The 20,257-nt window shown below is 67.2% G+C and carries 14 protein-coding genes and 1 CRISPR repeat array (1 of these 15 cut by a window edge); of the genes, 10 read left to right on the top strand and 4 right to left on the bottom strand.

Going from position 1 to position 20,257, the window contains the following annotated elements; all coding sequences use genetic code 11:
- Positions 1-95 precede the first annotated feature (95 nt).
- From trxA to NKJ47_RS03940, 3 genes are all read left to right on the top strand, one after another.
- A complete protein-coding gene (trxA, locus tag NKJ47_RS03950; protein WP_254460237.1) occupies positions 96-437 on the top strand; it encodes a thioredoxin TrxA in 342 nt (113 codons plus the stop codon).
- 242 nt (positions 438-679) lie between these two features.
- Entirely contained in the window at positions 680-2,470 is a 1,791-nt protein-coding gene (gene rho / locus NKJ47_RS03945; protein WP_254460236.1) for a transcription termination factor Rho, read from the top strand.
- Between the two features lie 126 nt (positions 2,471-2,596).
- Positions 2,597-3,397 carry a COG4705 family protein gene (locus NKJ47_RS03940; protein WP_254460235.1) on the top strand — a complete coding sequence of 267 codons (801 nt, stop codon included), beginning with the start codon at positions 2,597-2,599 and terminating at the stop codon, positions 3,395-3,397.
- Between the two features lie 49 nt (positions 3,398-3,446).
- Here NKJ47_RS03940 and NKJ47_RS03935 read toward each other — a convergent pair whose 3' ends face one another.
- The 4 genes from NKJ47_RS03935 to NKJ47_RS03920 all read right to left on the bottom strand — a co-directional run bounded on the left by NKJ47_RS03935 (position 3,447) and on the right by NKJ47_RS03920 (position 9,757).
- Positions 3,447-4,298: an energy transducer TonB gene (locus NKJ47_RS03935; protein WP_429002516.1), complete on the bottom strand. Its 852-nt coding sequence runs from the start codon at positions 4,296-4,298 to the stop codon at positions 3,447-3,449.
- A 103-nt stretch (positions 4,299-4,401) separates the two neighbouring features.
- The gene (gene aceK / locus NKJ47_RS03930; RefSeq protein WP_254460233.1) at positions 4,402-6,141 is read right to left on the bottom strand and encodes a bifunctional isocitrate dehydrogenase kinase/phosphatase; all 1,740 of its coding nucleotides are present in this window, start codon (positions 6,139-6,141) and stop codon (positions 4,402-4,404) included.
- A gap of 65 nt (positions 6,142-6,206) precedes the next feature.
- Complete coding sequence (locus NKJ47_RS03925) at positions 6,207-7,127, bottom strand: LysR substrate-binding domain-containing protein (RefSeq protein WP_254460232.1); 921 nt, start codon at positions 7,125-7,127, stop codon at positions 6,207-6,209.
- Between the two features lie 395 nt (positions 7,128-7,522).
- Positions 7,523-9,757 carry an NADP-dependent isocitrate dehydrogenase gene (locus tag NKJ47_RS03920; RefSeq protein ID WP_254460231.1) on the bottom strand — a complete coding sequence of 745 codons (2,235 nt, stop codon included), beginning with the start codon at positions 9,755-9,757 and terminating at the stop codon, positions 7,523-7,525.
- A 462-nt stretch (positions 9,758-10,219) separates the two neighbouring features.
- On the opposite strand from NKJ47_RS03920, the gene NKJ47_RS03915 reads away from it, so the two are divergent.
- The 7 genes from NKJ47_RS03915 (at position 10,220) to cas2 (ending at position 18,255) form a co-directional block, all read left to right on the top strand.
- Positions 10,220-12,502: a CRISPR-associated endonuclease Cas3'' gene (locus tag NKJ47_RS03915; protein ID WP_254460230.1), complete on the top strand. Its 2,283-nt coding sequence runs from the start codon at positions 10,220-10,222 to the stop codon at positions 12,500-12,502.
- A 381-nt stretch (positions 12,503-12,883) separates the two neighbouring features.
- Positions 12,884-13,558 (top strand): type I-C CRISPR-associated protein Cas5c, encoded by a 675-nt coding sequence (gene cas5c, locus NKJ47_RS03910; protein WP_302329807.1) that lies wholly within the window; start codon positions 12,884-12,886, stop codon positions 13,556-13,558.
- The gene (gene cas8c / locus NKJ47_RS03905; protein ID WP_254460229.1) at positions 13,555-15,396 is read left to right on the top strand and encodes a type I-C CRISPR-associated protein Cas8c/Csd1; all 1,842 of its coding nucleotides are present in this window, start codon (positions 13,555-13,557) and stop codon (positions 15,394-15,396) included. The genes cas5c and cas8c overlap by 4 nt, the downstream gene beginning before the upstream one ends.
- The gene (gene cas7c, locus NKJ47_RS03900) at positions 15,393-16,259 is read left to right on the top strand and encodes a type I-C CRISPR-associated protein Cas7/Csd2 (RefSeq protein WP_254460228.1); all 867 of its coding nucleotides are present in this window, start codon (positions 15,393-15,395) and stop codon (positions 16,257-16,259) included. Before cas8c ends, cas7c begins: the two co-directional genes overlap by 4 nt.
- A gap of 19 nt (positions 16,260-16,278) precedes the next feature.
- Positions 16,279-16,911: a CRISPR-associated protein Cas4 gene (gene cas4, locus NKJ47_RS03895; RefSeq protein ID WP_254460227.1), complete on the top strand. Its 633-nt coding sequence runs from the start codon at positions 16,279-16,281 to the stop codon at positions 16,909-16,911.
- A gap of 2 nt (positions 16,912-16,913) precedes the next feature.
- A complete protein-coding gene (gene cas1c / locus NKJ47_RS03890) occupies positions 16,914-17,948 on the top strand; it encodes a type I-C CRISPR-associated endonuclease Cas1c (protein WP_254461331.1) in 1,035 nt (344 codons plus the stop codon).
- 16 nt (positions 17,949-17,964) lie between these two features.
- Complete coding sequence (gene cas2, locus NKJ47_RS03885) at positions 17,965-18,255, top strand: CRISPR-associated endonuclease Cas2 (protein WP_254460226.1); 291 nt, start codon at positions 17,965-17,967, stop codon at positions 18,253-18,255.
- 188 nt (positions 18,256-18,443) lie between these two features.
- A CRISPR array of direct repeats spans positions 18,444-20,257; the repeat unit is 31 nt; unit sequence GTCGCACCCTCGCGGGTGCGTGGATTGAAAC; it runs 2,435 nt beyond the window's last position.

Below are 20,257 nucleotides of genomic sequence, written 5' to 3'. Positions count from 1 at the left end.
GGAATCCCTTGAGTTCGCCGCGCAATGCCCCAGTTTACCGCAATGCGGCGGCCACCCGGTCCGGTCGGTCGCATTGGCCCAGGAGAACCCCCAAAGTGAGCGACAAGGTGCTTTACGTCGGCGACGCCGATTTCGATGCCACGGTGCTGCAGTCCGACGAGCCGGTCCTGGTGGACTTCTGGGCCGAGTGGTGCGGCCCGTGCAAGATGATCGCGCCGGTGCTGGACGACCTCGCCGACACCTACGACGGCCGCCTCAAGGTCGCCAAGGTCAACGTGGACGAGAACCGCGCCACCGCGATCAAGTACCACGTGCGCTCGATCCCGATGCTGCTGCTGTTCAAGAACGGCAAGATCCAGGCCACCCAGATCGGCGCGGTCGGCAAGGGCCAGCTGACCCAGATGATCGACAAGACCCTGGGCGGCAGCGCCGCCTGACGTCCGCTGCCGGCGCCCGCTCCGCAACCGGAGCGGCGCCGCGGCATCCCGGCCGGGCTTGCGCCGCCGCCGGCTGAATCGCCCGCAAACGCCCGCTTGCCGTGCTTGCGTGGCGGTGATAGTGTCGATGCATCCGGTGGCATTCGCGCACCGCACCCCCTCTGGAAGATTCTCTCCCAGACCTCCTCCCAACCCCGTATGCCCCCACGCTGGGCGCTCGCACTCTTAGCGAGGAACACCACTTGTCCGATCACACCATGTCCGAACCCGGGAGCGCCGACGCCCCCGCCGAGAAGCGCGTGCGCAAGCCGCGCGTCAGCAAGGCCGCGAGCGGCGCGGAGGGCGCCGCCGAGCACGGCGCGCCGGCGCAGCCGACCCTGCCGCTGAATCCCGCGCCCGTCCAGGCCGAGGCGCCCCGCGCCGCGGCGCCGGACGCGCCCCCGGCCCCGGCCGCGAACGGCGGCCAGAGCCACGGCGGCGGCGACGCGCCGGCCCATCAGGGCGGCGGCGGCCAGGCGTCCGACGGCGGCGAGCCGCGCGAAGGCCGCGAGCCGCGCGACGGCGGCAACCGCTTCAACAACCAGAATCAGAACCAGAACAACCAGAACAACCAGCAGGGCAACCGCCGCGATCGCTTCCGCAATCGCCGCGACCGCGACCGCAACCAGCGCGGCGGCGACCGCTTCCAGGACAGCGGCCTGCCCAGCGACAACGGCGGCAACGAGCCGTTCGTGCCGCGCCCGCACGCCAGCGTGCCGGAAGGCTTCCCGATCTACTCGCTGAGCGACCTGAAGAAGATGCCGGCGCAGAAGCTGCTGGACATCGCCGAGCAGCTCAACATCCAGGACGGCGTGGCCCGCGCGCGCAAGCAGGACGTGATCTTCGCCCTGCTGAAGGTGCTGACCCGCCACGGCGAAGGCGTCGCCGCCGACGGCGTGCTGGAAATCCTGCCGGACGGCTTCGGCTTCCTGCGCGCGGCCGAGGCCAGCTACCTGGCCGGCCCGGACGACACCTATATCTCGCCCAGCCAGATCCGCCGCTTCAACCTGCGCACCGGCGACCACCTGTCCGGGCGCATCCGCTTCCCGAAGGACGGCGAGCGCTACTTCGCGCTGTCGATCGTCGACACCATCAACGGCGAGCCGCTGGAAGCGAGCAAGAACAAGGTCCTGTTCGAGAACCTGACCGCGCTGTTCCCGCGCAAGCGCTTCACCCTGGAGCGCGGGAACGGTTCCTCGGAAGACATCTCCGGCCGCATCCTCGACCTGATGGCGCCGCAGGGCAAGGGCCAGCGCGCGCTGATCGTGTCCCCGCCCAAGGCCGGCAAGACCATGCTGATGCAGCAGGTGGCCACGGCGATCACCACCAACCACCCGGACGTGCACCTGATCGTGCTGCTGATCGATGAGCGCCCGGAAGAAGTGACCGAAATGCAGCGCACCGTGCGCGGCGAGGTCATCTCCTCGACCTTCGACGAGCCGGCCGCGCGCCACGTGCAGGTCGCCGAGATGGTGATCGAGCGCGCCAAGCGCCTGGTCGAACACAAGAAGGACGTGGTGATCCTGCTCGACTCGATCACCCGCCTGGCCCGCGCCTACAACAACGTGGTGCCGTCCTCCGGCAAGGTGCTCAGCGGCGGCGTCGACGCCAACGCCCTGCACCGCCCGAAGCGCTTCTTCGGCGCGGCGCGCAACGTCGAGGAAGGCGGCTCGCTGACCATCATCGCCACCGCGCTGGTGGAGACCGGCAGCAAGATGGACGAGGTGATCTACGAAGAGTTCAAGGGCACCGGCAACAGCGAAGTGCACCTGAACCGCCGTATCGCCGAGAAGCGCGTGTACCCGGCGATCGACATCAACCGCTCCGGCACCCGCCGCGAGGACCTGCTGATCGAGCCGGAACTGCTGCAGAAGATCTGGATCCTGCGCAAGCTGCTGCACCCGATGGACGAGATCGCGGCGATGGAGTTCCTGCTGGACAAGATGAAGAACACCAAGTCCAACGACGAGTTCTTCGGTTCGATGAAGCGCTGAGTCCAGCGCAGGTTCGACCGCAACGCCCCGCTTCGGCGGGGCGTTCGCGTTTTTGGCGGCCGCGCTGCGCTACCTCGCGCCTGCATGGCGCCGGTCCGACGGTCTTTCGACGTGGGCGCGGGTGAGATGTGCGCCATTCGCCCCGCCGCGTCCGCCGCCATGCCCGCCTCCACCAACACCACCGTCAGCAAGGTCGCCCCGGTCACCCTCGGCTTCTGGGTGATGAAGATCTGCGCCACCACCCTCGGCGAGACCGGCGGCGACCTGCTGTCGATGACCCTGGACGTCGGCTATGCGCTGAGCAGCGTGCTGCTGCTCGCGGTGTTCCTGGTCTCGCTGTGGGCGCAACTGCGCGCACGGCAGTTCCAGCCGTGGCGGTACTGGTGGGTGATCCTGACCACCAGCACCGCCGGCACCACGCTGTCGGACTACATGGACCGCAGCCTGGGCCTGGGCTACGCGCAGGGCGCGCTGCTGCTGGTCAGCCTGCTGGTCGCGGTACTGGCGAGTTGGTGGCTGTGCGAACGCAGCCTGTCGGTCGAACGGATCGGCAGCGGCCGCGCCGAGGTCTTCTACTGGCTGGCGATCCTGGTCTCCAACACGCTGGGCACCGCGCTGGGCGATTACCTGGCCGACAGTTCGGGACTGGGCTTCGCCGGCGGTGCGCTGCTGATCGCGGCGCTGCTGGCGGCGATCGCCCTGGCCTATGCATTCACCCGCGTCTCGCGCACGGCGCTGTTCTGGGCGGCGTTCGTGCTGACCCGACCGTTCGGCGCCACCCTCGGCGACCTGCTGAGCAAGCCGGCCGGCAAGGGCGGCCTGGACCTGGGCACGGTCGGTGCGTCGCTGCTGCTGGCCGGGGTGTTGCTGGCGGTGCTGGTGGTCTCGCCCCGTCGCCGCGACGGCGAGCGCCGCGCGGCGCGCTAGGTCGGCCGGTCGCCGACGCGGGCGGTCCAGCCCTGCATGCCCTCGGCGCTCAGCCGCCCTGCAGCGGCGTCAGCAGGCGCGGGCCGGCGCCGTCGGCCATGTACACGCCGCCGGCCGGCAGCAGGTCCGGCGAGAAGCCGGTCGCGTCTTCGCCGGTGATCCACGGCGCCCGCTGGCGCGGGCCGGGGATGTAGCTCGTCCAGCGGCCATAGGAGGACGGCGCGCCCTGGGGAATGTCGTCGCGCAGCGCGTAGTCGACCGGCACGCGCACGGTCCAGTAAGGCGCCTCCACGTCCTTGCCTTCGCTCGGCGGGCGGAAGGTCCATTTGCGCGCCGCGCCCAGCGCGCTCTTGCCCAGCACGTCGCGCAGTTGCTGCATCTGCCGCTCGGACGCCACCACGCGCAGGTTGACCTGCTCCACCGCGGCATCGGCGACGTGGCCATCGCGGCCCACCTTGAGCACCAGGTACGCCGACCCCGCGGCACCGACGCTGTAGGCCGCTTCCGGATAGGCCGGCGGCTTCATCTGGATCGCGGTCACCACGCTGCGGTCGTTGGGATCGTAGTGGCTGAAATCGGCGCCGCGGATCCCGACCTGGTAGTCGTCGCCCTGCTGGCGCTTGGCGACCAGGCGCAGGGTCATCGGCGCGCGCGCCGGCACGGGTTTGCCATCGCGCATGCCCGGCGCGAACGTCCACTGCATCACGCTGTTGCGGACGAAGTCGACCACGCCCTTGGGCAGGCGCTCCTGCTGGTCCAGCGCCAGCGCCGACACCTTGCCGCTGGGTTCGATGTCGATCGTGCCGGACACCAGCATGCTGCTTTCGATCTGCTTGCGCACCGCGCCGGGGCCGACCCCGTCGGCAGCGACGGCGGCGCACGCCAGCAGCAGCGACATCATGGCGCTCCAGCGCCACCACGAACGGACGGATCGACGGTGCATCGCGCATTCCTTTGCCTGAGATGAGGCGCCGATTACACCGCAGTGGCGCCTGGCCGGCAACTCAGGCCAGGCGCAGCGCGTCAGGATAGGGCGGCGCGTCCGGGTAGTCGTCCTCGCGCAGCCGCGCCTGCAGGTCGCGCCACCACTGCGGGTCGAACAGTTCGCCGTGCGCATGCCGCACCGCTTCCAGCGAGGCGGCGGGCAGGCCCATGAACAGCGCGAAGCGCTCCGGGAACACGTCGCGCGGGGCGACGTGGAACCACGGCTCGGCGGCCATCGCCTCTTCCTCGTTGCGCGGCTGCGGCCAGTCGCGGAAGTTGCAGTCGGTGACCAGGCACAGTTCGTCGTAGTCGTAGAACACCGCCCGGCCCTGCCGCGACACGCCGAAGTTCTTCAGCAGCATGTCGCCGGGGAAGATGTTGTTGCGGGCCATGTCCTTGATCGCCTGCGCATAGTCCAGCGCGGCCTCGCGCGCGGCCTCGGCGCCCTGCTCGCGCAGGTACAGGTTCAACGGGCGCAGGCGCCGTTGCACGTAGCACAGCTCGACGATCAGGTCGTCGCCGTCCTCGCGCAGGCTGCGCGCACAGCCCTCCATCAACTCTTTCAGCAGCCCCGGCGCGAAGCGCGCGCGCGGGAAACGCAGCGAGCGGTACGGCTGCGCGTCGAGCAGGCGGCCGACGCGATCGAGGTTGAACACCAGTGCGTACTTCTCTTCCACTTCCTCGCGGCTCATCGTCTTCGGATAGGCGAAGCGGTCGCGGATCAGCTTGAACACCAGCGGGTAGCTGGGCAGGGTGAACACCGCCATGACCATGCCCGGCGTGCCCTCGGCATGCACCAGTTGTTCGTTGGGATGCGCCTGGAAATGCCGGAAGAAGGTGCGGAAGCGCTCGGTCTTGCCCTGCTTGGCGCGGCCGAGCATGGTGTACAGCTCGTCGATCGGCTTGTGCGGCAGCAGGCTGCGCAGGAACACCACCGCATCGCCGACGGTGGGCAGGTCGGCCTGGAAGTAGCTGCGCGAGATGCCGAACAGCTGCGCCACGTCGTTGCGCTTGGTCAGTACCGCCTCGGCGCGCAGGCCCTGTTCGTCGTTGACCAGGGCGATCACGCACGGCGAGAAACGGTGTTCGCCGAACACGCGGCCGACCAGGTAGGCGCGGCGCTCGCGGTAGAACACCGTCTCCAGCAGCTCGATGCCGCGCACCGGGTTCTCACCCCAGTGCGCCAGATCGTCCTGCAACCGCACCGCGATGGCCGCCGCGCAGCGCGTGCGGTGCGCGTACGGCACGTCGAACGGATAGTCGCCGAGCACGCGCACGAACGCGTCCACCGGCCGCGTCTCGGACACCACGTAGTTGTGCCGCGCCACCGGATGGGTGATGGCATCGGTGGGTTCGATGTCCAGCGCCACGAATTCGATCTGCGCATCCACGCCCTGGGTGCGGAAGAAGCGCCGGGTCAGGGTGTTGTAGAAGGTCTTGTACAGCTCCTGGTCGATCAGCGCGGCGATCAATTCGGCGTAGTGGTCGCGCGCGCGGATCCACAAGGCACGGTCGTGCGCCTGGCCGAGCAGCACCGCGCGCAGGCGCAGCATGCACTCGGCGATGCACTGGTCGTACAGGGCGATGCGTTCGATCGCGTCCTCGCGCGCGGCGCTCCAGTCGCGCGCCTCGAAACGCTGGCGCGCGCGCGCGGAGATCTGCGCGAAGCGCGCGTGGTAGTCCTCGAACGCCTCGAAGACGATGCGGCCGATGACCTGGGCACGGCGTTCGGACGGCAGCGGCAGCGGCGTGGAGGGCATGCCCGCAGTGTAGAGCGCGCGATGCGGGTTGAGGCGGTGCGACGCCCCGATATACCCGCTACGCCCTAGCCCTGCGCGCGGCGGCGCTTGAGGGCGGCCGGCGCGGCCATGGGCTGCAGGTGCTCGTCGGCCTGCCTGCGCAGCCAGTCGCGGAACGCCAGGAACCCGTCGTGGGCGGCCGAGCGCGGCGGATACACCAGGTAGTGCGACCAGCTCGCCTTGACCCGGTGCGGCGACAGCGGCACCAACTGGCCGGCGTCGAGCAGCAGCCGCGTGCGGGTCACACGGCCCAGGGCGACGCCGACACCGTCGAGCGCGGCGCGGTGCTGCGACTCGGAATCGTCGAACACCGCCACGTAGCGCGCCGGCGCTTCTTCGCCGGCGGCCGCGAACCAGCGGTCCCATTCTCCGTCCGGGTCGCCGATCAGCGGCCACTGCGCCAGCGGCGCTGGTCGCGCGCCCATCCGCGCGATCAGCGCCGGGCTGGCCATCGGCACCAGCCATTCGTCGAACAGCATCTCGACCGCCAGGCCCGGCCACTGTCCATTGCCGATGCGCAACCCGGCATCGACCTGCGACTGACGCTCGAAGTCGACCAGATGCTTGTCGGACAGCAGATTGATCTCGATCTGCGGGTGCCGTGCGAGGAAATCGCCCAGGCGCGGCACCAGCCAGGCCGAGGCCATCGACGGGGTCAGGCTGATCGTCAGCACATGGTCGCGGCGCGCGGCGAACGGTTGCAGCGCCTCGCCGATCGCATCCAGGTGCGGGCCGATGCGCTCGAGCAGGCGCCGCCCGTCCGCGGTCAGGGTCACGCCGCGCGGGTGCCGGTCGAACAAGCGATGGCCCAGACGCTCTTCCAGCGCATGCATCTGGTGACTCAGCGCGCTGACGGTGAGATGCATTGCAGCCGCCGCACGCGACAGGTTGCCGAGTCGGGCGACGCTGACGAAGCCCTGCAAGGCATGCAGCGGCGGACGCGCCATATTGAATCCTATTCAAGTCTGTCTCGCGGAATGCGAGATTTTTCCAGCTCCAGCTTGCGCCTATTGTGGATTCCACTCAAGCCAGGAGCACGACGATGGGCATCTACAGCGATCTGTTGTTCCACCACGGGCATATCGCCAAGGTCGCGCTGGCACGGTCGCTGGCCGCCCCCGGGAAGGCGCCGCCAGCATCGGCCGATGCGCGACCCGAGGCACCTGAGGCCACGGCGCCGCGCACGGGCAGCGGACAGCGACCGTCCCCCGCCTGCGCCGCGGCGCCCCTCGAGAACGCCTATCACCCTTCCGCTGAGGCGCCGGCCGGGACACGCGCATAAAAAAACCCGGCCAGCGCATGCGCGCCGGCCGGGTTCGGTTGCGAGCACCGCGGCAGCGGACTACTGCGCGTTCAACGTCGCCAGGGCGTCGTTGAGCGTCTTGCTCGGCCGCATCGCCTTGCCGACCAGCTCCAGGTTCGGACGGTAGTAGCCCTGGATGTCGACCGGCTGGCCCTGCACGCCGTTGAGCTCGGCGACGATGGTCGCTTCCTGCTCGGCCAGCTGCTTGGCCAGCGGGGCGAAGCGCGCCTTCAGCGCGGCGTCCTCGTCCTGCGCGGCCAGCGCCTGCGCCCAGTACAGGGCCAGGTAGAAGTGGCTGCCGCGGTTGTCCAGGCCGCCGACCTTGCGCGAGGGGGACTTGTCGTTGTCCAGGAACTGGCCGTTGGCCTGGTCCAGGGTGCGCGCCAGCACGCCGATGGCGGCATCGTGGTGGCGCTGGCCCAGATGCTCCAGCGACGCGGCCAGGGCCAGGAACTCGCCCAGCGAATCCCAGCGCAGGTAGTTCTCCTCGACGAACTGCTGCACGTGCTTGGGCGCCGAACCGCCGGCGCCGGTCTCGAACAGGCCGCCGCCGGCCATCAGCGGCACGATCGACAGCATCTTGGCGCTGGTGCCCAGCTCCATGATCGGGAACAGGTCGGTGAGGTAGTCGCGCAGCACGTTGCCGGTGACCGAGATGGTGTCCTCGCCCTTGCGGATGCGCTGCAGCGAGAACGCGGTGGCCTCCACCGGCGGCAGGATGCGGATGTCCAGGCCGTTGAGATCGTGGTCCTGCAGGTAGCGCTCCACCTTCTGGATCATCAGCGCGTCGTGTGCGCGCTGCGGATCCAGCCAGAACACCGCCGGGGTGGCGCTCAGGCGCGCGCGCTCGACCGCCAGCTTGACCCAATCCTGGATCGGCGCGTCCTTGGTCTGGCACATGCGCCAGATGTCGCCGGCCTCCACCGCGTGCTCCAGCAGCACCGCGCCGCCGGCGTCGGTGACGCGCACCGTGCCGTCGACCGGGATCTGGAAGGTCTTGTCGTGGGAACCGTATTCTTCGGCCTTCTGCGCCATCAGGCCGACGTTGGGCACGCTGCCCATGGTCGCCGGGTCGAACGCGCCGTGCCGCTTGCAGTCCTCGATTACCGCCTGGTACACGCCGGCGTAGCAGCGGTCCGGGATCACCGCCTTGGTGTCCTGCAGCTTGCCTTCGGCGTTCCACATTTTGCCGGAGTCGCGGATCATCGCCGGCATCGACGCATCGACGATCACGTCGCTGGGCACGTGCAGGTTGGTGATGCCCTTGTCGGAGTTGACCATCGCCAGGGCCGGACGCTGCGCGTACAGCGCCTGCAGATCGGCCTCGATCGGCGCGCGCTGCGCCTCCGGCAGGCTGGCGATGCGCGCGTACAGGTCGCCGATGCCGTTGTTGGGGTCGAAGCCCACCTGCTTGAGGGTGGCGGCGTGCTTGTCCAGCACGTCGCGGTAGAACGCCTCGACCACCACGCCGAACATGATCGGGTCGGAGACCTTCATCATCGTCGCCTTCAGGTGCAGCGAGAACAGCACGCCCTGCTGCTTGGCATCGGCGATCTGCGCCTGCACGAAGGCGGCCAGGGCGCGCTTGCTCATCACCGCCGCGTCGATCAGCTCGCCGGCCTGCACCGCGGTCTTTTCCTTCAGCACCGTCACCGCGCCGTCCTTGCCGACCAGCTCGATCTTGACGCTACCGGCCTGCTCGATCAGCGCCGAGCGCTCGCTGCCGTAGAAATCGCCGGCGTCCATGTGCGCCACGTGCGACTTGGAATCGGCGCTCCACGCGCCCATGCGATGCGGGTGCTTGCGTGCGTAGTTCTTCACCGACGCCGGCGCGCGGCGGTCGGAATTGCCCTCGCGCAGCACCGGATTGACCGCGCTGCCCTTGACCTTGTCGTAGCGCGCCTTGGCGTCCTTCTCTTTTTCGTCCTTCGGCTCGTCCACGTAGTCCGGCAGCGCATAGCCCTGCTGCTGCAGTTCCTTGATCGCGGCCTTGAGCTGCGGCACCGAGGCGCTGATGTTGGGCAGCTTGATGATGTTGGCTTCCGGCGTGGTCGCCAGCTGGCCCAGCTCGGCCAGGTCGTCGGCGATGCGCTGGTCCTCGCGCAGGTACTCGGGGAACTGCGAGATCAGGCGGCCGGCCAGCGAAATGTCGCGGGTCTCCACGGCGATGCCGGCGGTGCCGGCGAACGCGGCGACGATCGGCAGCAGCGACTGCGTCGCCAGGTACGGGGCTTCATCGGTGAGCGTGTACAGGATCTTGGGCGTATTCGACATGACGCGACGGATGACCTCTGGCAGGGGAAATAAAGCAGCACCGACAGTACGGCGGCGTATGTTTTCTTGTAGGTTTCGCGATGCCGCCAACTGCCGGACATCGGCCGTCCATTGTCGCGTGTCTGCCGGCCGGGGGCAAAGCGCGGGGTGCCGCATGCGATTGAGCGTCTGCGCCGCAGCGCAGACGCGACCTGCGAAGCGCGACGGGTTCGGCGCACATCACCGCGGTAGGCGCTGCCGTCACTCGCTCGCCACATCGCAAGCGCCAAGCCCCGCGGTCCATGCCGGCATCTCGTCGGCACGCGCGAGGACGAGCCCCTGCAGCGTGCGAAGCCCCTCCGCCGCACAGTCAAGACCAGCACTGCACTTGTCTCCCCGTCCCGCGCGCTGGCGGCGTATCCTCGGCCGCGGCACCGGCGGCATCGGTGCGTGTTCCATAGGGAATGGAGACAGGGGGACAACGTGGATTTCTACGCGCACTCGACCCAGCGTCGGGATCGTAGCGATTGGCAGAGCCTGCCCGAACATCTGAACGGCGTCGCCGAGCGCGCCGCGGGCAACGCAGAGGCATTCGGCGGCCAGGCGATGGCGCACGTGGCCGGGCAACTGCACGACCTGGGCAAGTACACGGTGCCGTTCCAGGCGCGCCTGGACGGCGACCCGACCAAGGTGGACCACGCGACGTGGGGCGCGCGCATCGCCTGCGCACGCTATGGCGAGACCGGCAGGTTGCTGGCCTACGGCATCGCCGGGCATCACGTGGGGCTGGCGGACGGTCACCGCGACGATCTGTCTTCCCGCTCGTCGTTGCACGAACGGCTATCGGAAGACTACCGCCTGCGCGAGCTGCCACCGCTTGCACCGGACTGGGAGCGAGAAGTCCTGCTACCGGCCAAGCTGGCGTTGCCGAAGAGCTTCAAGGTTCATCCCCGCGCCGAGCGCCGCGCGTTCCAGATGACGGTGCTGGCACGGATGATCTTCTCCTGCCTGGTCGATGCCGATTTCGTCGATACCGACGCGTTCTACCGGCGCATCGAGGGCCGCGGGACGCGTGCGGAAGACCTCGGCGAGCGGCCGACCCTGGAGGCGCTGCGCGAACGGCTGGACAGGCACCTGGCCGGCTTTCCCACCGAAGGTGGCATCAACCCGATCCGAGCGAGGATCCTGCGCGATGTGCGAGCCAAGGCACATCGGCGCACCGGTGCGTTCTCGCTGACCGTGCCAACGGGCGGTGGCAAGACCCTGGCCTCGCTGGCGTTCGCATTGGATCACGCCATCGCGCACAGCTTGCGCCGGGTGATCTACGTGATTCCTTTCACCAGCATCGTCGACCAGACCGCTGCGGTCTTCCGCAAGGCGCTCGACGTGCAGGATCGCGAGGACGTGGTGCTCGAGCACCACAGCGCGCTCTTCGACGACCCCAACAAGGCGCGACAGGCGATCGAGAAGCGCAAGCTGGCGATGGAGAACTGGGACGCGCCGATCGTCGTCACGACCTCAGTACAGTTCTTCGAGAGCCTGTTCGCCGACCGCCCCGCGCGCTGCCGCAAACTGCACAACATCGCCGGCAGTGTGGTGATCCTCGACGAAGCACAGACGCTGCCGCCGCACCTATTGCGCCCTTGCGTGGCACTGCTGGACGAATTGGCGCGCAGCTACCGGGTCAGCCCGGTGTTGTGCACCGCCACACAGCCAGCGCTGCGTCAAGACCAGGGATTTCCCGGCGGATTCGAAGACGTTGAGGAACTGGTGGATGCACCGGAGACACTGTACGCGCAACTGCGCCGGGTGCGCGTGCGCCATGCCGGGACACTGGACGATGCCGCGCTGGCTGAGCGATTGCGGCAACGCGAGCAAGTGCTGTGCATCGTCAACAACCGCCGTCACGCCCAGGCCCTGTTCAACGCGACCGCCGAGCAGCCGGGCGCGCGCCACCTGACCACGTTGATGCATGCGCGACATCGCAGTGCGGTGTTGGCGCAGGTGCGGGACGACCTGAGAGCGGGCCAGCCATGCAGATTGATCGCGACCAGCTTGATCGAGGCGGGCGTGGACGTGGACTTTCCGAGCGTCCTGCGCGCGGAAGCGGGGCTGGATTCGGTCGCGCAAGCCGCCGGCCGCTGCAACCGTGAAGGCCGGCGCCAGCCGGATGCCAGCGAAGTGTTGGTCTTCGCGCCGGTAGACTGGCTACCGCCACAGGAAATGAAACTGTTCACCGAGGTCTTCCGCGACATCGAGCGCACCCATCGCGACGACCTGTTGGCGCTGGAGGCCATCCATGCCTACTTCCAGGGACTGTACCGGCGCCTCGGCGACAACAGCCTGGACAAGAAGGCGATCCTGACGCTGTTGCGCGATGCCATGATCGACGACCTTCCCTTCGACACGCTGGCACGGACGTTCAAGATGATCGAGACCGCCATGCGGCCGGTGATCGTGCCCTACGCGCCCTACGCACTCGACCCGGATGAAGAAGTGTCCGAAGTCGCCGACGTGCTGCGCCAACTGGAACACGCCGAACACGTCGGCGTGGCCGGAGCCGCCCGCCGTCTGCAACCATGGCTGGTACAGATTCCCGAAAAGGCATACCGCGCACTGTGGCAGGCGCACGCCATCGCCCCCATCGCGCCCGATCGCTACGGAGAACAGTTCATGCGCCTGTGCAACCCGCGGCTTTACGACGCACGGTTCGGGGTGCACTGGGAGGATCCTCAATTCTTGGAGGCACAGGGCAACGTATGGTGAAAATGGAATAAAAATCCAACAACCCAGAATATCCCGTTGCTTCGCATTAAAACCCATCATAGCGTCAAGCCACCCAATGCCGAACAGAGGGTCCGGCGATGCATCAGCATTCGAAAGACGAAAACGACTCCAGTTACTCCATCCGTCTGCGACTGCGCATCGAGGGTCGAGAAAAACCGTCCGTATGGCCCGTGTGGCCTTGGGCACTTGTCGCTCTCTTTGCAGTTGCCCTGGGTAACCCTTGGCTTCGAGGCCTATTCAAGCAACTGTTCTGAAAGAACGTGGATTGAAATTAATGTGATGCAACGGGAGTAAACCATGCCCCTCCCCTCGGGAAGGGGCATTCCGTGGAAACACGCTCTTGCGAGCGGGAGAACAAGGATGCGCTACGGAGTCAGGCTCCATGTCTGGGGCGAGCGGGCGTTGTTCACACGCCCGGAAATGAAGGTGGAGCGGGTGTCCTACGACATAATCACGCCATCGGCTGCACGCGGTATTCTCGAAGCGATCCACTGGAAACCGGCGATCCGCTGGGTGGTGGACAGCATCCAGGTGCTCAAGCCGATCCGCTTCGAGTCGATCCGCCGCAACGAAGTCGGCAGCAAGCTGTCTGCCGCCAGCGTCGGCAAGGCGATCAAGGCCGGGCGCACCGACGAACTGGTCAGTTACGTCGAAGAGGACCGGCAGCAGCGCGCCGCCACCCTGCTGCGCGACGTCGGCTACGTCATCGCCGCGCACTTCGAGATGACCAACAAAGCCGGTCCGGACGACAACCCGGGCAAGCATATGGATATCTTCAAACGCCGCGCGCAGCGTGGACAGTGCTTCCACGCGCCCTGCCTGGGCACCCGCGAGTTCCCCGCCAGCTTCGCCCTACTCGACGACGACGATGCCTCACCACCCAGCGATCCGGCACTGTCGGGAAAACGCGACCTGGGCTGGATGCTGCACGACATCGACTTCGCCGACGGCATGACCCCGCGCTTCTTCCGCGCGCAGATGGTCGACGGGCTGATCGCGGTGCCGCCGCCGCAGGATAGCGGGGTACACGCATGATCCTGTCCGCCCTCGCCGACTACTACCAGCGATTACTGGACGATCCCGAATCCGACATCGCCGCGCCCGGCTACAGCCAGCAGAACATCGGTTACACCGTGGTGCTGGCCGTCGACGGCAGCGTCGTTTCGGTCCACGACGAACACCGTGTCGAAGGCAAGAAGCGTCTCGCCAAGGCCATGCGCGTCCCGCAACCGGAAAAGCGCACCGCGGGCATCAAGTCGAACTTTCTGTGGGACAAGAGCAGTTACGTCCTGGGCGTCAGCGCCAGCAGCAAGCGCAGCGAGCAGGAGCATGCCGCGTTCAAGGCATTGCACCAGCAGGCGCTGGCCGACAGCGAAGATCCCGGGCTAAAGGCGCTGCTGGCGTTCTTAGCGACATGGTCGCCCGAGCGATACGCCGATCATCCAGCGTTCGCCCCACATGGCGAAACACTGCTGGATGCCAACCTCGCCTTCAAGCTGGAGAGCGACCCTGGACATCTGCACGAGCGTCCCGCCGCACGCGCGGCCTGGGACCGGCAACAAGGCCAGGACGCCGGTGGCGTCAGCGGCCTGTGTCTGGTCAGTGGCACGATGGCACCGCTGGCGCGACTGCATCCGGCGATTAAGGGCGTGAAAGATGCGCAGAGCTCCGGCGCCTCTATCGTCTCCTTTAATCTCGAAGCCTTCACCTCATACGGCAAGCAGCAAGGCGAGAACGCCCCTATCTCCCAACAAGCGGCATTCGCCTACACCACCGCCGCCAACCATCTGCTCCGCCGCGATGCGCACAACCGCCAACGGGTGCAGATCGGCGATACCACCGTGGTGTTCTGGGCGGAGGCCAGGACGGTGGCGCAGGCTCAGAACGCCGAGGACGTGGTGGCCGCCCTGATGTGCGGCGGCGACAGCGAAGACACCGGCATTGCCGACGGTCGGGCAACACGACGCTTGGAGAGGGTGCTGAAGCAAGTCCGGCAGGCGCTGCCGTTGCGCGACCTCGACGACGGATTGGACGACGCAGCCCGCATCTTTGTGCTGGGTCTGGCGCCGAACGCCTCGCGCCTGTCGATCCGCTTCTGGGAGACACAGACGCTGGCCGGATTCGCCAAACGCCTGGCCGACCACTACGACGACCTCACCTTGCTGCCGCCGGCCTGGAAGCGTGCGCCGACGCCGGCCTACCTCGCCCTGCAGACCGCCCCGATCTATGGCGAGCATGGCAAGCCCAAGGCCGAAGACGTCTCGCCGCTGCTGGCAGGCGAGCTGAGCCGTGCCGTACTCGCCGGCACGCGCTATCCGCAGAGCCTGCTCGGCAGCATCGTGATGCGCTTCCGTGCCGACGGGCAACTCACTCCATTGCGCATCGCGCTGTGCCGAGCCGTCCTGGCACGCGATGCGCGCTTGAAAAAGCAACAAGGACTGTCCACCGATCACAAGGAACCACCCATGAGTCTCGACACCGGCAATACCGACCCTGGCTATCTGCTGGGGCGGCTGTTCGCGTCACTGGAAAACCTGCAGCGCGCGGCACTGGGCGATCGCATCAACGCCACCATCCGCGACCGCTACTACGGCGCCGCGTCGGCGACGCCGGCCAGCATCTTCCCGGTACTGCTGCGCAGTGCGCAGAACCACTTCGGCAAGCTGCGCAAGGAAAAGGCCGGCCTAGCGGTGAATCTGGAAAAAGAGATTGGCCAGATCGTCGATGCGCTGCCGCCCAGCTTCCCCCGCAGCCTGCCGATCCAGGAACAAGGCCGCTTCGCGATCGGCTACTACCACCAGACCCAGGCGCGCTTCGCCCGCAACGATGGCCAGGACGCCCCAGACACCGCTTCCGAAGGAGAGACCGCATGAGCGCCATCGCCAACCGCTACGAGTTCGTCTACCTGTTCGACGTCACCAACGGCAACCCCAACGGCGACCCAGACGCCGGCAACCTGCCGCGCCTGGACCCGGAAACCAACCGCGGCCTGGTCACCGACGTGGCGCTCAAGCGCAAGATCCGCAATTACGTGGCGCTGGAGCGGGAGGGGCAGCCCGGCTACGCGATCTATATGCAGGAGAAGTCCGTGCTGAACAATCAGCACAAGCAGGCCTACGCCGCGCTGGGCATCGAACACGAAGCCAAGAAGCTGCCCAAGGACGAAGCAAAGGCGCGCGATCTGACGTCGTGGATGTGCAAGAACTTCTTCGACGTGCGCACCTTCGGCGCGGTGATGACCACCGAGGTCAATTCCGGACAGGTCCGTGGACCGGTGCAACTGGCCTTCGCCAGCTCGATCGAGCCGGTGCTGCCGCTGGAAGTGTCGATCACCCGTGTGGCGGTAACCAACGAGAAGGACCTGGAAAAGGAACGCACCATGGGCCGCAAGCACATCCTGCCCTACGGTCTGTACCGCGCACATGGTTTCATTTCCGCCAAGCTGGCCGAGCGCACCGGCTTCTCCGAGGACGACCTGCAACTGCTGTGGCGCGCGCTGACCAACCTGTTCGAGCACGACCGTTCCGCCGCACGCGGCGAGATGTCGGCGCGCAAGCTGATCGTGTTCAAGCACGAGCACCCGATGGGCAACGCGCCGGCGCACGTGCTGTTTGACAAGGTGAAGGTCGACCGCGTTACCGAAACCGACGCCGGCCCTGCGCGCAGCTTCGCCGACTACCGGGTCACGATCGACCGCGACCTGCCGAGCGGCGTCAGCGTCGACGAACTGTTCTGAAGCAAGCGGAGAGCGGGACATGGACGACGCCGACCTGATCCCGCTCTCCGCCCTGCAGCACTACCTGTACTGCCCACGTCAATGCGCACTGATCCATGTGGAGCAGCAGTGGGCCGAGAACCGGCAGACCGCCGAAGGGCGCCTGCTGCATCAACGTGCCGACGCGCCGCAGGCCGAACGCCGGCGCGGCGTGCGTACCGTGACCGCGATGCCGCTGCTCGCACTGGAGCTGGGCATCACCGGCAAGGCCGACGTGGTGGAGTTTCACCCAGGCAGCGACGCTGAAGTCGCCTTTCCCGTGGAATACAAGCGCGGCCGGCCCAAGGCGCATCGGGCCGACGAGGTACAGCTGTGCGCACAGGCCTTATGCCTGGAACACATGCTCGGACGCGCAGTGCCCGCCGGCGCGCTGTTCTACGGACAGACTCGCCGGCGTAAGGAAGTGAGCTTCGACGCAACACTGCGCGACCTCACCCTGCACACCATCGCCGCGACCCGCACGATGTTGCGCGCCGGCCTGACCCCTTCGGCACGCTACGAGGCCAAGCGCTGCGATGCCTGCTCCCTGATCGACCTGTGCCAGCCGCGCCTGCTCGACCGCGGCAGCGTCGCGCACTGGATGCGCGACCAACTCGACGCCGACGAGGACTGACCATGCGCCGCCAACTCAATACGCTGTACGCCACCACCGACGGCGCCTGGCTACGCAAGGACGGCGCCAACGTCGTCCTGGAGGTCGAGCGGCAGGAACGCGCCCGCTTACCCGTGCACATGTTGGAGAGCCTGGTCTGCATCGGCCGCGTCGCCGTGTCTCCGCAATTGTTGGGTTTCTGCGCCGAACAGGGCATCAGCATCTGCTACCTGACGCCGCAAGGCCGATTCCTGGCGCGGGTCGAAGGGCCGGTCTCCGGCAACGTGCTGCTGCGCCGCGCGCAGTACCGACGCAGCGACGATCCCAGCGGTTGTGCCGCCATCGTCCGCCACCTGCTGGCGGGCAAGATCCACAACCAGCGCGCAGTGCTGGCGCGCGGCTGGCGCGACCACGGCGACCGGTTGCCCGACGCTGCGGCGTTCCAGCACGCACTGAAGCGGCTCAAGCGTATTCCGCAACGCATCCTCATCGAGACCGACGTGGACGTCTTGCGCGGCCTGGAGGGCGAGGCGGCACAAGCGTATTTCGGCGTATTCGGCCAACTCGTGCGCGCCGAACAACCGCTGCTGCGCTTCGGCGGCCGCAACCGGCGTCCACCGCGCGACGCCTTCAACGCCCTGCTCTCGTTTCTCTACACCTTGCTCACCCACGACTGCCGCTCGGCTCTGGAAACCGTGGGTCTGGATCCGGCGGTGGGTTTCCTGCACCGCGACCGCCCCGGCCGTCCCAGCCTGGCCCTGGACCTGGCAGAAGAGTTCCGCCCGCTACTGGGCGAACGCCTGGCGCTGTCGCTGATCAACCGACGGCAGTTGCATGCACGCGACTTCCAGCTCTTCGACAACGGCGCGGTCCTGCTCAAGGACGATGCCCGCAAGACCGTGCTGGTGGCGTACCAGGAACGCAAGCGCGAACAACTGCAGCACGCCTTTCTGGGCGAGAAGGTCGATATCGGCCTGCTGCCATTCGTGCAGGCGCAGTTGCTGGCCCGGCACTTGCGCGGAGACCTGGACGGCTACCCCGCCTTTTTCTGGAAATGAAAAGGAAACGCGCCGCATGATGGTCTTGGTCAGCTACGATGTCAGCACCAGTTCCCCTGGCGGCGAGAAGCGCCTGCGCAAGGTCGCCAAGGCCTGCAGGGACCGTGGCCAGCGTGTCCAGTTCTCGGTCTTCGAGATCGAAGTCGACCCGGCGCAGTGGACGGACCTTCGGCAACGCCTGTGCGAGCTGATCGACCCCAGCATCGACAGCTTGCGCTTCTACCATCTCGGCGCGAAGTGGGAAGCCCGCGTCGAACACGTCGGCGCCAAGCCCAGCCTGGATCTCAAGGGTCCGCTGATCTTCTGACGCGAACCGCAAGCGACCGGCAAATCCCCGGAAGGTTCGCGCACTCCGCAAGCCATTGATGAAAAAGGAAAACGCTCGCCATTCGTGCCAGACGCCGGCAACAGCACGGTCGTAGCGGCGCGTCCTCCGAGCGGGTTCGCGCAAATGCCGCTTTTCCTCCAACGCGTATCTGCACTTATGCTGACGCAGTCGCACCCTCGCGGGTGCGTGGATTGAAACCACACGTACAGGTCGCCGCCGATCAGCCATGCGTTGGTCGCACCCTCGCGGGTGCGTGGATTGAAACACCGACCTGGCCGAGCGCCAGAAGGAACTGCTGGGTCGCACCCTCGCGGGTGCGTGGATTGAAACCAGTACCTGGCCATCGCCCTGTTGGTGGCTGCGGTCGTCGCACCCTCGCGGGTGCGTGGATTGAAACGTGTCGATGAACTCGCCGCGCGAGTCGTTGCGGTCCGTCGCACCCTCGCGGGTGCGTGGATTGAAACGCGATCGCGTTGAGCACTACTGCAGCGCCAGCGAGTCGCACCCTCGCGGGTGCGTGGATTGAAACGTGTAGCCCAGGGCCAAGGCCGCTCTGCGCGCGCGGGTCGCACCCTCGCGGGTGCGTGGATTGAAACTTGCCAGTGCCTTGCGGGCCATGGATCACGATCGTGTCGCACCCTCGCGGGTGCGTGGATTGAAACGCCTTCGACGCTGACCAAACCACCGATGAGCGCAACGTCGCACCCTCGCGGGTGCGTGGATTGAAACGGGTCGTGGATCACCGTGTATTTCCGCCCCGGCATGGTCGCACCCTCGCGGGTGCGTGGATTGAAACTCGCGCTTGGACAAGCGGAACACCGCCACATCCATGTCGCACCCTCGCGGGTGCGTGGATTGAAACGGCTTGCGCGGCTCCCACCGGCAACCGCTGCAAGTCGCACCCTCGCGGGTGCGTGGATTGAAACAGGCGCTGCGCGGCGTCGGGTGCACGCCGGGTCACCAGGTCGCACCCTCGCGGGTGCGTGGATTGAAACAACGCCGCGCGGCTGGACTTATACGCGCAACTGGTCGCACCCTCGCGGGTGCGTGGATTGAAACATGGAGCCGCGAAATGCTCCAGTGGTACAACTCGGGAGGTCGCACCCTCGCGGGTGCGTGGATTGAAACACCAGTACTGGTTGCCGAACGCGGTGAACAGCAGGTCGCACCCTCGCGGGTGCGTGGATTGAAACACTCGCCTCAACGACGGCCTGTACAAGGCCGTCGCGTCGCACCCTCGCGGGTGCGTGGATTGAAACGGGTAAGGCTGGGCGTCCAGGCGCTGCAGAAGACCGTCGCACCCTCGCGGGTGCGTGGATTGAAACCTCAACCCGGCCGGAACGGTTGCAATCGTCGAGAGTCGCACCCTCGCGGGTGCGTGGATTGAAACTCTACGAACAATGGGGAATCCCGTTTGTTGGGCATGTCGCACCCTCGCGGGTGCGTGGATTGAAACATCGCGGCCGACATGCCGCAATCGCGCGCGCTGGTGGTCGCACCCTCGCGGGTGCGTGGATTGAAACTGATGATTGTTCGACTCATCGACGGCCGCGAGGTGTCGCACCCTCGCGGGTGCGTGGATTGAAACGGACTTCTTGCCGCCGACATAGAAGGTCTTGCCGTGTCGCACCCTCGCGGGTGCGTGGATTGAAACGTGACCATCGAGAAGTTCCACGAACTGACCGGCGTCGCACCCTCGCGGGTGCGTGGATTGAAACCCACTGCTCGGACCAGAGCAGGCCGTCAAGAACGGTCGCACCCTCGCGGGTGCGTGGATTGAAACGCAGCACGCTGTCGTAGGGCGTGAGCAATGGGCCGTCGCACCCTCGCGGGTGCGTGGATTGAAACTCAGTAGGCGGCGCCCAGCGGCCAATGAAGCCTCGTCGCACCCTCGCGGGTGCGTGGATTGAAACGCCGTCTTGCCCATGGATGGGCGCGCGGCCAGGAGTCGCACCCTCGCGGGTGCGTGGATTGAAACAGC

The organism is Xanthomonas sacchari (assembly GCF_024266585.1).
GTDB classification, from domain to species: domain Bacteria; phylum Pseudomonadota; class Gammaproteobacteria; order Xanthomonadales; family Xanthomonadaceae; genus Xanthomonas_A; species Xanthomonas_A sacchari_C.
The sequence above is the reverse complement of the archived record's forward strand: the minus strand, read 5'-3'. Positions and strand labels throughout refer to the sequence as shown.

What these genes read in the sequence shown, in the direction of transcription:
- cas8c (WP_254460229.1), top strand. Translation starts at nt 13,555, where the DNA reads ATGATCCTGTCCGCCCTCGCCGACTACTACCAGCGATTACTGGACGAT.
- cas4 (WP_254460227.1), top strand. Translation starts at nt 16,279, where the DNA reads ATGGACGACGCCGACCTGATCCCGCTCTCCGCCCTGCAGCACTACCTG.
- cas1c (WP_254461331.1), top strand. Translation starts at nt 16,914, where the DNA reads ATGCGCCGCCAACTCAATACGCTGTACGCCACCACCGACGGCGCCTGG.
- aceK (WP_254460233.1), bottom strand. Translation starts at nt 6,141, where the DNA reads ATGCCCTCCACGCCGCTGCCGCTGCCGTCCGAACGCCGTGCCCAGGTC.
- NKJ47_RS03935 (WP_429002516.1), bottom strand. Translation starts at nt 4,298, where the DNA reads ATGATGTCGCTGCTGCTGGCGTGCGCCGCCGTCGCTGCCGACGGGGTC.
- cas5c (WP_302329807.1), top strand. Translation starts at nt 12,884, where the DNA reads ATGCGCTACGGAGTCAGGCTCCATGTCTGGGGCGAGCGGGCGTTGTTC.
- NKJ47_RS03920 (WP_254460231.1), bottom strand. Translation starts at nt 9,757, where the DNA reads ATGTCGAATACGCCCAAGATCCTGTACACGCTCACCGATGAAGCCCCG.
- NKJ47_RS03940 (WP_254460235.1), top strand. Translation starts at nt 2,597, where the DNA reads ATGTGCGCCATTCGCCCCGCCGCGTCCGCCGCCATGCCCGCCTCCACC.
- NKJ47_RS03925 (WP_254460232.1), bottom strand. Translation starts at nt 7,127, where the DNA reads ATGGCGCGTCCGCCGCTGCATGCCTTGCAGGGCTTCGTCAGCGTCGCC.
- cas2 (WP_254460226.1), top strand. Translation starts at nt 17,965, where the DNA reads ATGATGGTCTTGGTCAGCTACGATGTCAGCACCAGTTCCCCTGGCGGC.
- cas7c (WP_254460228.1), top strand. Translation starts at nt 15,393, where the DNA reads ATGAGCGCCATCGCCAACCGCTACGAGTTCGTCTACCTGTTCGACGTC.